This is a genomic window from Dactylosporangium sucinum, assembly GCF_014647515.1.
GTDB lineage: Bacteria > Actinomycetota > Actinomycetes > Mycobacteriales > Micromonosporaceae > Dactylosporangium > Dactylosporangium sucinum.
Genome location: NZ_BMPI01000111.1, coordinates 1 through 12,102, shown reverse-complemented (window position 1 = coordinate 12,102; position 12,102 = coordinate 1). Strand labels below are relative to the sequence as shown.

The following is a 12,102-nucleotide window of genomic DNA, read 5'->3' as shown; positions in this document are numbered from 1 at the left end:
CCGCCGCGCTGAAGTGCGTCTACCTGGCAGTCATGAGTCTGGACCCGACGGGGCAGGGCCGCCGGCGTTGGACGATGCGCTGGATGAGTCGGCACGGGGCGCGGTAGCGGCATTACTGCCGTTCCGTTTCCCCGTGCCGCTCGCCGAACCCGCCGTGCGCCTCTCGGCGCAACGGGCTCTCCACGGTCGCTGCCGTCAGACGTGGTTCGGCTTGATCCACGGGTTGGGGATGCGCGTTCCGCGATATCGGTAGCGGGAGACCCGCACCGAGGCGATGTTGAACAACTCCACCCCGTCCGCTGACAACGGCAGCCACCGTCCACTGGGGATGGTGAACCGTCGACGGACGTCCTTCCACCTCCACCGGTGCAGCTTCATCAATCACCTGAACACCCGCCAGTTCACGAAGTGTCGCAGTTGAGGGTGTGCTTGCACACGGCATGCTGGAAGTAGCTAGCCCAGCCGCGCTGGATCTGGTTGATCCGGGTCAGGATCCGGCCCGGATCTGCCTGCGACAACCTGTTCGTGAGGGCACGGATCTTCGTCTTCACCGACCGGACTGGCCGGTCGGCGATGAACGTGTAGACATACCAGCGGTTCGTGCCTCGCTTGCGTTTCCACTGGATGCGGAAGCCAAGGAAGTCGAACCCGTCGCTCATGTGCACGATCCGTGTCTTGGTCGGCGACAGGCGCAGACCCAACGGAGCGAGCGTCACGGCGACGTCCCCGCGCAGATGTTCCGCGTCGTCGCGGCTGCCGTGCACGAGGACGACGAAGTCGTCGGCATAGCGGATAATCCGCCATGTCGGCAGGCCTTTACCACGACGTGCGTGACGGCGATACAGAGTCCCCATCGTTCCGTCCGGCTGCCACGGCGCCATCACCTGCTCGTCGAGCACGTGCAACGCGATGTTTGCCAGCAACGGCGACAGTATGCCCCCTTGCGGAGTGCCGATGTCGGAGTCCTCGACGTCACCGTACTCAGTGAGCACACCGGCTTTGAGGAACGCCTTCACCAGTACCAGCACACGCTTTTCCTTGACCCGAAGCCGCACCCGGTCCATCAGGGCCGCGTGGTCGATCGAGTCGAAACACGCCTCGATGTCCGCGTCCAGCACCCACTGATAGCCGCGGGAACCGAACATGTGGATCTCAGCGATCGCGTCGTGCGCCCGCCGCATCGGCCGGAACCCATACGACACCGGCAGAAAGTCGGCCTCGAAGATCGGTTCCAGCACCAGCTTCAACGCCGCCTGAACGACCCGGTCAGCGATCGTGGGGACGGTGGCTTCATACTGCCTCTTCTGCCGTGATGTTTGGGGTTGTGATGGTGGGTTTGAGGTGGACGGATCGGGCGATGCGGTGTCGGCAGGCGGCTTCGACCCGGTCGTTCCAGGGCACGCAGATCCGGCCGGCGGGTGTGCGGCGGATTTCGAGGTGGGTGTTGGCGATCCAGCTGTAGACGGCGTCGGCGCTGATGCCGAGGCGGGCGGCGACCTGTTTGACACTGAGTTCGCCGTCGTTTTGTGGTTGGGGGACGGGAACCTTGTGGGCGTGGCGGATCCATTGCGGTCCTAGGCGTCCGCCTCGGCGCCGTCGACGTGGGCCCATGCCTCAACCTTGCAGTTGTTGAAACGGCCCTTGGCCTTGAACCAGTAGCTGCCGTCGCCGTCGTCGGGCTGTTCGGCGATGGGCTCGACACCCAGCACCCGGGCGTAAACGGCGACCAGCGTGAGGCGGGCCTGGACGCTGGTGTCGGATGAGGGCACTTGGATCTCGATGCCGCCCCACTTCGCGGACACCACGGGGTCGATCCGATTGTCGGCACCGGCCCGGCCGGCCGCGCGGACCAGTTCTGCGGCGAGGTCGAGCCGGGCTGCGGTGGAGATCGGTTCGTCCTTCGGCGCGAACTTCGGCACGATGCGCGGCGCCGCAGTCTGCTTTGATGCGCGGTCCGCGGCTTGGTCCGCGAGCCTGTTAGCGGCATGTTCGGTCGGGCGGACGGTCTGTTTCCCGGGCGGTCGGGCGGCCTGTGCTGGGGGATGCGCGGCGGCCTGGTCCGCGGGGCGCATGGTGAGCAGCCGGGGCATCGCCGCCAGTTGCCCGACCTCGAACCATAGCCGCACGGCCTGCGCGAGGTTGTGCCGGATGACCTCGGCGAGCGAGGGATTGTCACCGGAGCTGTGCAGCGAGGTGGCATAGTCGGCCGCTGAGGCCGCCTGGGTGGCCGTCTGCTTGAGGCGGGTGAGGTCCGCCGCGTGTTCGGCCGGGACCGTGACCTGCTCCAGGCCGTGCAGTGCGAGGTCGATATGGCCGCGCAGCGACGAGACGGCCAGCACCAGCGCGTCCGACTGGCCCGGGGATCCCACCCAGTCGGGCAACTGGGCCGGCAGGTCGAGTTGGGCGGCGAGGTCGTAGCCCGGGTCGACGCGGGCCTGCCGTGCCCGGTCGATCCACTCGGCGACAGCGGATAGGCAGGCGAAGGCGTGCTCGTAGGTGGCTGGCGGGACGAAGCCGACGGTCCGGTGGTCGGTCGCGTAGTCCGCGTCGAGCAGCGCCTCGCCGAGGGTCTGTAGCACGAAGGCGTTCCAGGCGGCGAGGAGCTGGCTGCCGACGCCCGGCGGGGCCGCCCAGGGCGAAATCTCCGCGACGATCTGCTCGTCGCGGAGGCGGTCGGCCTGCAGCAGTTCGTCGTAGGCGGCCTTGCCGGCCGTCCGCAGCGCCTCCAACGCTGCGGTACCGCGTTCACCCGCCGCGGCGGCGTGCAGCCTTGTCGTCAGTGAGGGCCTGTGCGTCACCGGGGTTCCTCCGCTGCGATCCAGATACGCCAGCTGCAACTGTAAGACCCCGCGCCAATTGCGGTTTCCATTCGCTGCCGGGGGTTCGGGACCGACGAGAGGTTATGTAGCGGGTCCGTAACGTAGCGTCGAGGTTGCAGTGCTACGTAGGCTTCGAGCTGCCGATCATCGCGGGTGAGCACCGACGCCTGCGGTTGGGCATGCTCGGCCGGCAGGGACACCACCAGGTACGCCGTCTCGCGAGTGAGCTTGCCCTCGACCACGCGGGTACGGGTGATCCGGACGGCCTGCTCGGCGTGCGGGAACGCCAACCACCGGGGTGCGAACGGTCAGGGCCTTCACGGTGCGGGTTCTCTTTACGCCCATGGCCGGTCTCACGGCAGCGGGTCCCGACCTCCACCGCTGCCCACCGCAACTGCTTGAGCTGAGTGAACAGCGTCGGCTGGTTAGCCTTGACGGACACGAACAGCTGCCCACCGAGCGCGGCGACGTCACCGGCGTGGGCGAGTTGGGCGTGCAGGCCGTCGGCGACGAACGCCGCCGAGCCGATGCGGCGGCCGACGGTGATGCGGTACCGCGCGACGATCTCGTTGCCGGCGAACCCGATGACGCCGGCGGCGGCAACCCAGGGCAGGTGCGTGACGTCGGCCGGGTGGACCAGCCGGTCGATCGCCTCGTAGGCGGCGAAGACGGCCGACGCGGTGATGGTGAGCACGATGACGATGCGGGCGAGGTCCTCGGCGCGGCCGTAGCCATAGGTGTACCTACGGTTCGCCGCGCGGCGGCCGAGGACGAACGCCACCCACAGCGGTACCGCTGTGAGCGCGTCGGCGACGTTGTTCAGTGTGTCGCCGAGCAACGCCACCGAGCCGGACAGCAGCACGACCAGTACCTGTACGTAGTGCCGCGGTTGCGCCGAGTACGAGCAGCGAGATCCACAACGCGCGGATGCCGTCCTTCGACGACTCCATCGCCCAGTCGACCTTGTCCGCGGCGTCGTGCGAATGCGGCGTCAGCAGATGGCCGAGCCGGTGCCGTGCCGCCTGCCAGCCGGAGGGTGGGCGGTGGTCATGGTGCTGGTGGCCATGATCGTGATGCTGCCGCAAAGGCGTAGAATACGTGCTCATGTACGCACGTGACAACGTTGCAAATGCCAGCGATCGGCAGGAGCCACCAACGAGCGCGCAGGTCGACGCGGCGGTGACCGCGCTGCGGATGCTCGCCGACCCGACCCGACTGCGCCTGCTGTGGGAGTTGCGCGAGGGGGAGCGCGACGTGACGACGCTGACGGCCGCGGTCGGCGCCTCCCGGCCGGCGGTGTCGCAACACCTGGCCAAGCTGCTGCTGGCCGGGCTGGTCAGCTCCCGGCGCGAGGGCAGGCGGGTGCTCTACCGCGCGCGGGGTGGGCACGTGCGCCGGTTGGTGACCGAGGTGTTCTATGCCGCCGACCATCACCTGACCGGCGCGCCAGAACATGACTGAACCATGACGGACGTCTCGCCCGGACCGTTCCCGGCGGCTGGCTGTCTTGCCGTGAGCCGGGCGCTTGCGCGCCAGCGCCGCCGCCCTCCTGGCGAGCGCAACTGTGCGGCTGTGAGCCGCGCCGCTCGCGGCGTTGCCGCGGTGTTCAGATAGTGCACAAGATCGCCAAATGCCATGATCGAAGGACCGAGACGGTCGTTATGGCGACCGGATCCGTCCTTTGATCATGAAAATCTGCGATCATGTGCACTATCTGAAACGGCGAAGCCGTGAGTGGAAACGGGCCGCCGAACCGCGGACGGGTCTGGCTGGACCTGCATAGTTACCCCGGTCCGTCCTTTGATCACGGCGCTTCAGGTGGGACGGAGCACCGCGATCTCGTTGCCGTACGCCACGACGAGGCGGCCGTCGGGGGCGGTCGCGAGCGCGTGCACCGGCCATGGAAAGCATAGGTCGGGTTCGACCTGCTGGCGGTTGGCCAGGTCCCAGACGCGGACGCGCCGGTCGTCGGAGCCGGTGAAGGCGAGGCTCGTTCCGTCGATGGTGGCGGTCGCGATCGCGTTGACGCCGTAATAGCTGGCCCAGAAGGACGCGATCGGCTCACCGGCGACCGGATCCCACGTCCGCAGCGTGCCGTCGCGACCGCTGGTGAGCACGACCGTACGGCCGTCGAGGACCGCGGTGGCCATCGCGGTGACGGGATGGGGGTGCCCGGTCAGCGGCGGGCCGAGCGGCTCGCCCGTCGCCAGGTCGAAGACGCGCACGGTATTGTCCGCGTTGCCGGTCATCAGCAGCGTCCGGGTGCTGGTCGACGTCGTCGTCATCGTGGAGACGGTGACGTCGGGCGCCGTGGATACGTCGGGCAGGTCGGCGAGGTCTGGGAGCTCCCACGCGTTGACTGCCGGCTCCTCCGTCGCGGCCAGGAGTCTGGTGCGGCCGTCGACCGTGCCCACCGCCAGCGCGGTGACGTTGCGGTCCTCGGAGAACCGGTCAACGAGCGAGACCATCGGCGCGGTCGGGTCGGCGACGGGCACCAGGACCACGTCCCAGGCGCAGGCCGCGGCGACGGCGGCGTGTCCGTCCCGGGTCGCCGCGACCAACGCCGAGACCGGGTAGGTGAGACTCACCCTGGCGTGGCGGGCGGCTGCTCCGGCGTCGAGATCCCAGAACCGGACTGTGGTGTCGTCTCCGCCGCTGACCACGAGCGTGTTGCCGGCGTCCTGGATGACGGCCAGGGCGCGGACCGTCGACGTGTGGCCGGTCATGGGATCGCCGACACGCGGGACGCCCAGATCCCACACGCCTCCTGGCGAGCCGTCGGCGACGACCAGCCGGCGTCCGTCGACGACGGTCGCGCGGGTGCCCCGGACGCTGTACCGCCGTCCGGTCGGAATCCGGGCGACCTGCCGGCCGCGCGGCGCCTCCCACACCGTCGTTGCCCAGTCGCCGTCGCGGCCGAAGGCGAGCAAACCGGTGCCGTCGGTGGCGTCGGTGCCGTCGATGGTGGAGGCGCCGCCGTCGGCGGTCAGCTCGACGCCGGTCGTCAGGTCCCAGGTACGCGCGGGCCCGAAACCCTTCGCGATGGCCAGCACCCGGTTGTCCGCGACCGCGACCGTCATCGCATCCCTGAGCTGTCCCGCGATCGGGATGGGCGGTCCCACCGGACGGCCGGTAGTCACGTCCCAGAGCCGTACCGAAGCATCGTCGGGCGGGTCGGCGTGGACGCTCGAGGTCACCGCGAGCGGACGGTCGCCGACGGTCGGGAACGCCACGATCTTGACACTGCCGTAGCGGACGCCGAAGCCGGGAACCGGGATCCGCGCGCCGGTCTCCAGATCCCAGAGCTTGACCAGCGCATCGCCGGCGGCGACGGCAGTTCGTCCCGCGAACCTTACGAACGCGACGGCATCGAACCGCACGGACGTGGGGCCTTCCAGTCGTACAACCCGCGTTCCCGCGTCGAGGTCCCACACTCCGAGCCGGTAGTCGCGTTCGGCGACCACTGCCAGCGCCCGCCCGTCGACAACGCCGAACGCGTCGGTCAGCAGCCGCCCGTGGCCGAAAAGGATGGCGACCTTCGCGCCGGTGACGAGATCCCATCCGCACACGTTGTGGTTGTGGTCGGTGAGGATCGCCGTCGGCCGGCCACGTTTCGCGACGATGCCGACATAGGTGAGCGGGACGCCGATCTCCTGTTCCAGGACATGCCGGAGGCGATGGTCGACCTGGGACCCCGTGGACCAGTCGATCCGCCATCGCGCGGTGAGAACCCCCGCGACCTCGGTGGCCAGGATTCGCGCCGACAGGTCCCGGTCGCCGTAGCGGGCGGCATCGAGGGCCAGGAGCTGTCGCCGCTCCTCCACCGGCGCGTAGCGGTGCCGGTCCAGCGAGGCGCGGTAGACCGCGGCGGCGAGCCGCTCCTGTTCCTTGTCGGCGCGGTCGAGCAGCGGCTCGACCCAGGTGCGGTTGGCGCGGACGAGGAACGCGGGCTCGGTCAGCCAACGGGCCGACTGGGGCCGGCGCGAAGGCAACCGCTGCTCGCTCACGCCATGGACAATATCGCCGCGCTGGCCGGCGCGTGGATGGGCGGCCTCGGTCAGTCGCCGAGGGCGTCGGGGACCCTCCAACGTTTGAGGCGTCTTGACCGCCGGGTTCAACGGGATGTACGCCTGGTAGTCGTGGACGACGCGATGTACACGGCTGTGTTGCGGCTCGCCGCGCTGGCGCCGGAGGGCGAACGCGTCGAGATTCTGCGGCAGGTCCGCGAACTGGTCGGGGCCAGTCTGCGCGGCAGCCACCGGGTCCCACCCGAGTTGGTCGAGGCGCTGCTCCAGGTCGGTGGCGAGGACTGGATGCTCGCCATCATGCGCAACGAGCCGGCGAGCAAAGACCCGAGCCTTCGCCGGGAGGTGAAGCGGACCGGTCTGGTCGCGGTAGCCGTCGCCGAATGGCGCCGCGAAGAGCACGAGGCTGCGCGTCGGGGTCCGGACGGCCAGGTGCGGTGGAACCTCGCCGACGCCCGTGCCTTGCTGCTCGGGCTGACCGCCACCACCGGGTTCGACGTGTCCGCAAACACGCGCCAGATCATCCAGGACGGAAGCGGACGGCCGTCGCTCAACCGCAGCGGCTTCGCCAGGGCGTTCGTCTACTGTCAGATCCCGTCGACAGTGCGCGAGGTGCTGCAGGGTGACCGGAGGCTGACCCGCGCCGAGCGGCTTCGTGCGCTGTTGTCGATCTTCGTCGGCGGCGGCGCCGAGGCGCTCGCCGACGCGCTGCGCGACCCGGTCGTCGCCTCCCGGGTCGGGGCGGATCTCCTCGAGATCGGCGCGGACGCGGTTGCCGGCGCCGACGGCGTCGCGCGGTTGCGGGCGGCGGTCGCCGAGGCGGAGTCGGTCGCCGGCGCCGCTGCGGAGCTTCGCGGCCAGCGGGCCCGGACCGACGACATGCGGGAGATACGCGAGCGCGTCGCCGAGATTCTCTGGGCGTACGAACCCGTGGACTGGGTGGGACTCGAGGCGGCCCACCACGCCGAACCGTTCCCCACGTCCGTGGGCCGCGCACTCGCCATCCGGGACGACTGCCCGACGACGCTGCTCGACGCGATTGCCGATGACTGTGTACGGCGGGACAGCCCGGCCCGGCAGGTCCTGCGGGACGCGCGGTCGCGCTACCGGGAGACCACCTCGGAGGAAGAGCGCGACGCGTCCCATTCCGAGCGACGGCAGCCGATGGACAAACTGCCACCGATCGCGGCGGCCCTGTCGCGCTGCCTGGCCGAGTGGGTGCCCGAGACCGTGGGGTCGGATCCGATCGCCTGGCGGATGGTGTACGAGCGCCTGCCCGACTTTCCCGGCACCGTGTACGAGCTGCTCGCCGTCTCGGCCGAAGGCGCGCGTGCGACCGAGGGTATCGACAAGCATTGGCCGGACCCGGACAACTACCCGCTGCCCGGCGAGCGACCGCATCCCATCTACGGCCTCGGCGACCGGCGACTTGCCGACCGGCGACTTGCCGACTTCCTCACCCTGCTCGACGCCGCGCCGGTGGAGCATGTGGTCAACCTGGTGCCTTTCCTGAGCGGCCCGATCGCGTTCGCGGTCGTCGCCGGCCGGTGGCGCCCCGCGTACGCCCGATTCGCCGAGCCGGACGCCGCCCACCGGGAACGGATCCTGTTGTCGCGGCGCGTCGACCTGCCACCGGGGCTCATCGCCCGGCTGGCCGTGTACGGCGATCCCGCGGTCGGCGTCGGGCTGCTGTACCAGCGGCAGGCGACCTGGAACCAGCGTCGTGCGGCGGAGCGGACCCTCTCACTCGACCCGGACCTGCGGCGGTCGATGATCCTGGGCGGGTCGGCGAGGCAGCTCATCCCCCTGGTCGGCTGCGGGTACCTCGACATCGCCGCCGCGGTCTGCGAAACGGGCGGCGACACCGGGCCCGCCACTGGCCTCGCCAGGCGGTACTCCCCGGGGCGGACGCCGCGGGAGGTGGTGCGCGGGTCGCGGCTCGTTCAACTGCGCATCGGACTCGGCATCGGGGAGCGGCACGGGCTCGCCGAGGCCGCTGCCTTCCTCCCGGGCTGGTTCGCGGCCGACGTCCGCGACCTGGTGACCGAGGCGTCGCGGATGGACGACGAGCGGGCGGCGCTCCGGCGGCTGCGGAAGGCCACCTGCGTCGCGGCCGAGACGAGCAACATGATCCGCGCCATGTTCGCGAGTTACGACGCCCACAAGTACGACGTGTTCTTCGAGGGGTACCGGTGGGACTGGCGTCGCCTGCTCGCCAGTCACCGGCGCCACCGGCTCGCTTCCGTGGTGGCGGTGGACCTGGCCGCGATGCCGGCCTGCCCCGCCGACTGGCCCGGCGAGCTGGCACAGACGGCGTCCGCGCGGACGAGGGCCAGGCGCGCCCGGCGGCCGATGGTGGTGCGACCGGCCCACCGTGGTCTCGCCGCAGCTGTCCCGGAGGCAATGCCCGCGCTGCGCACGCTTGCGCGCGAGGTACTCGGCGACGATCCGGGCGCCTGGGTACGGGCGATCCGCATGTTTCCCACCTTTCCCGGAACGCTGCGCGAGCTGTGCGCCGAGGCCGTCCGCAACCCGGTCCGCGAGCCGGCGGCCGGTTCGCCGCCGCTGTGGACACCCGGCGCCGGTGACGTCTACGACGCGGTCCGCTTCGATCCCGAGAAGCCCCTGCCCGTCGACATCGCGTCGACCGGCGCCAGGGATGTGCCACCGGCACCACCGGCGGCTGCGGCCCCTGCGCCGGCCGTACCCGTGGTCCCGTTCCGGTGGGGTCCGCTGCGGCGGGAGCGGTTCGACCCGGCAACCGTGACCGCCGCACGACCCGACCCGGTCGAGGTCGCGCGGGCCCGAGCCGAGTGGGCGCGCGGGCCGTACGGCGACCATCACCATCCGGACTTCGAGCCGCCGCCTTCGGGGGAGGAGCCGCTACCCACCGACATCGAATCGGCGCGGGTCTGGGCGAGTGGGCCGTATGTCGCCATGCGCCCGCCGTTCGACGGGTGGTGGTGTGCGACCTGCCAACGGCTGGAGCAGGACGGGGAACCGCTGCACCCGTGGTGGGCAACGGATCGCGTCTGCCCGAACCACATGGTGTACCCGGTGCAGGTGACGGCCCGCGACCAACTCGACGAGGATCCGGTGCGGCTCCCGTCGGCGGCGTGGTGGTGCCCGACCTGCCAGCGGATCGTGCCCGGCGACGCACCGGTCGGCGGGGACCCGCACCCTCCGCACGTCGTCGACGACAGGTTCGTCGCCGGCCAGCCGTGTCCCACCGCGTTCTACCGTCCGGTGCACGTCGTGTACCGCAGAGATTGACCCGTTCCGTAGGAGCCGCCGGCCGCCGGCCCGCCGGCGGACCCGACGGTCCGGCTCGGCTGACCGTCGGGTCGGCGGCTCGGCTCAGCGGTGTGCGTGCCGAAAATGCCATCCGCACTGCTCAGGGTCGGTCTTTGCCTGCATCGTTGATCTTGGGCGGACAGTGCCTGCTCTGGCCACCGCGGACCGCCCGGCCTGAGGTTCCCCCGGTGGCTCGGATCGTGGCTAAGGTAGGCGGCCGCCCGGCGTAGGGCAGCCGCCCGATACGACGGCGAGTCAGCGGCCCGCGACCTCGCGTGGGGCTGATGCCAGCGCTGATACCCGTCCCGGTGCCTCCCGCGGCGGCAGGACCGGCGGGTATCCGCGATGGCCTTGTCACAACAAACGGCTCACCTGAGCCACGAATGGGGGTCCCCGTGAAGCTCCTGTCCCGTCTGCGCCTCAAGCGCGGCATCGCGCTCCTCGCCGGAGCTGCCGCGGCCACCGTCGCGGTGCTCGGTCTGACCGCCGCACCAGCGAGCGCCTCATCCTCATTCAGCGCCTGGGTCGACCCGGCTTCCAACAAGTTCGTCTTCCTCGACGCCCAGGGCGGCGGGATCTACAACGGCACGCCGATCATCACCTGGTACTGCAACGGAGGGTCCAACCAGTCCTACGGTGCCACCGCCACCTGAGGCAGCCCGGGTACCGCATCCGACGGCACGGTCCGGGGGACCCGTTCGCAAGCGAGACGCCCCACCACGGTAGGCATACCCGGAGCGGCCCGTCCATGGTGAGTGCGTGCGAGGGTTGAGCAACCGCTCAACCCTCGCACCCCCGTTCCAGCCCCGCGACCCGAGGCACCTGGCCAGGACAACACCACAGCGAAGATCACCACCAATCGACGGTCTCGACTGCCGGCCAGCAATGCGCGAATCTGCCGCCGATCGGGCGCTGTGGCCCGACGGCCGTCACGCTCAGTACGATCGCTTGCACCCTCGGGGCAGCGCTCTACTGGGCGCTGACAGGACTGCTTGCGCTGGCGATCACGGCCCTCACCCGCAGCGGCATCATCCCGCTCATCGTGCTCATCGCCAACAGCTCCCTCGTCTCCGTGTCGTACCTCCTCTCCCGGGTCACAGCATTGGCTCGGTTCCTGCCCGACCTCGCCGGCATCCGCTTGTTCGCCCGCGAGAGCTTCGCCGCCTTCGACGACGCGCTGGACCCGCTCATCGGCGGCCTCATCATGGCCGCCTGGACACTCGGGCTCCTTGCGGTCTCGGCCGTCGTGTTCACCCGCCGCGACGCATGATCCGCCCACTCGCCCGCACAGCCGCTTCGGAACTCGTCAAACTCCGCGGCCTTCCCGCCCTGCTCGCCACCGTACTCGGAACAGTCGCCACAGGCATCGCACTCGCCGCCGCCCTCGTCTCCTCGGCCCCGGCGACCGCAGATGTCGTATAGATCACGACCCAGACGATCGTGTGGCCCTCCACGGTGGGCGTGCAGTCGCCTGCCATGGGGGCACCGGGCTGGCGCCGCGACCGTACCTGCGCAGAATGAGGTGCCGACCGGGTTTCGGTCCGGCCTGGCGACCGGTCGGCCGGCCTCGCGTAGCTGCGGGATGCCCTGCACACCACGGGCCCTGATCGGACATGCGACGAAACAGGTTCGAATGCGGCGTCGGCATGCCGACCGAATTGCGTTGGTGGACCGGTCAGGTGGTGAGGCGGTGGGTGAGGGCGGTGTGGCGGCCGGCGCCGATAGTGCACTGCTGGATCGTCGGGTCGACCAGCGACCCAAATCCGGCAGCCAGAGCACACCGTGCCCCGGAACGTCAAGTTCCCGGAGCTCGCTGCGCGGACGGGCCCGTAGGGTAGCCCGTATGCCCCGTTCGCCGTTCGCCGACGACAACGTCGCCCTCGCGGTCCTCGACTCGCTCATCCAGGAGGGGTTGGTGGCGGCCCCGGACTGGGCGGCGGTGCGCCGGGCCAACCCCTATGACC

The 12,102-nt window shown here is 70.4% G+C and carries 10 protein-coding genes; 4 read left to right on the top strand and 6 right to left on the bottom strand.

Going from position 1 to position 12,102, the window contains the following annotated elements:
* Positions 1–195: 195 nt before the first annotated feature.
* From IEZ31_RS57930 to IEZ31_RS57925, 5 genes are all read right to left on the bottom strand, one after another.
* The gene (locus tag IEZ31_RS57930; RefSeq protein WP_229837200.1) at positions 196–378 is read right to left on the bottom strand and encodes a hypothetical protein; all 183 of its coding nucleotides are present in this window, start codon (positions 376–378) and stop codon (positions 196–198) included.
* 23 nt (positions 379–401) lie between these two features.
* On the bottom strand, positions 402–1,238 hold the full coding sequence (locus IEZ31_RS53010; RefSeq protein ID WP_229837201.1) for a reverse transcriptase domain-containing protein: 837 nt from the start codon (positions 1,236–1,238) through the stop codon (positions 402–404).
* A gap of 52 nt (positions 1,239–1,290) precedes the next feature.
* Positions 1,291–1,611 carry a hypothetical protein gene (locus IEZ31_RS53005; protein WP_190257802.1) on the bottom strand — a complete coding sequence of 107 codons (321 nt, stop codon included), beginning with the start codon at positions 1,609–1,611 and terminating at the stop codon, positions 1,291–1,293.
* Complete coding sequence (locus tag IEZ31_RS53000; protein ID WP_190257790.1) at positions 1,575–2,798, bottom strand: hypothetical protein; 1,224 nt, start codon at positions 2,796–2,798, stop codon at positions 1,575–1,577. The genes IEZ31_RS53005 and IEZ31_RS53000 overlap by 37 nt, the downstream gene beginning before the upstream one ends.
* A gap of 142 nt (positions 2,799–2,940) precedes the next feature.
* The gene (locus IEZ31_RS57925) at positions 2,941–3,681 is read right to left on the bottom strand and encodes a cation diffusion facilitator family transporter (protein ID WP_373294860.1); all 741 of its coding nucleotides are present in this window, start codon (positions 3,679–3,681) and stop codon (positions 2,941–2,943) included.
* A gap of 242 nt (positions 3,682–3,923) precedes the next feature.
* Between IEZ31_RS57925 and IEZ31_RS52990 the strand changes: the two genes are divergently transcribed.
* Positions 3,924–4,280 carry an ArsR/SmtB family transcription factor gene (locus IEZ31_RS52990; RefSeq protein ID WP_190257789.1) on the top strand — a complete coding sequence of 119 codons (357 nt, stop codon included), beginning with the start codon at positions 3,924–3,926 and terminating at the stop codon, positions 4,278–4,280.
* Positions 4,281–4,633: 353 nt separating this feature from the next.
* Here the strand turns inward: IEZ31_RS52990 and IEZ31_RS52985 are convergent, their stop codons facing one another.
* Complete coding sequence (locus IEZ31_RS52985) at positions 4,634–6,826, bottom strand: WD40 repeat domain-containing protein (RefSeq protein WP_190257788.1); 2,193 nt, start codon at positions 6,824–6,826, stop codon at positions 4,634–4,636.
* Between the two features lie 132 nt (positions 6,827–6,958).
* On the opposite strand from IEZ31_RS52985, the gene IEZ31_RS52980 reads away from it, so the two are divergent.
* From IEZ31_RS52980 to IEZ31_RS52970, 3 genes are all read left to right on the top strand, one after another.
* Positions 6,959–10,117, top strand: coding sequence for a hypothetical protein (locus IEZ31_RS52980; RefSeq protein ID WP_190257787.1), 3,159 nt, complete (start codon positions 6,959–6,961; stop codon positions 10,115–10,117).
* A gap of 416 nt (positions 10,118–10,533) precedes the next feature.
* Positions 10,534–10,791, top strand: coding sequence for a hypothetical protein (locus IEZ31_RS52975; protein ID WP_190257786.1), 258 nt, complete (start codon positions 10,534–10,536; stop codon positions 10,789–10,791).
* Between the two features lie 389 nt (positions 10,792–11,180).
* Entirely contained in the window at positions 11,181–11,408 is a 228-nt protein-coding gene (locus IEZ31_RS52970) for a hypothetical protein (protein ID WP_190257785.1), read from the top strand.
* Positions 11,409–12,102: the final 694 nt, after the last annotated feature.

Coding starts and splice junctions, on each gene's coding strand:
- IEZ31_RS53005 (WP_190257802.1), bottom strand. CDS start 1,611: ATGGGCCCACGTCGACGGCGCCGAGGCGGACGCCTAGGACCGCAATGG.
- IEZ31_RS52990 (WP_190257789.1), top strand. CDS start 3,924: ATGTACGCACGTGACAACGTTGCAAATGCCAGCGATCGGCAGGAGCCA.
- IEZ31_RS57930 (WP_229837200.1), bottom strand. CDS start 378: ATGAAGCTGCACCGGTGGAGGTGGAAGGACGTCCGTCGACGGTTCACC.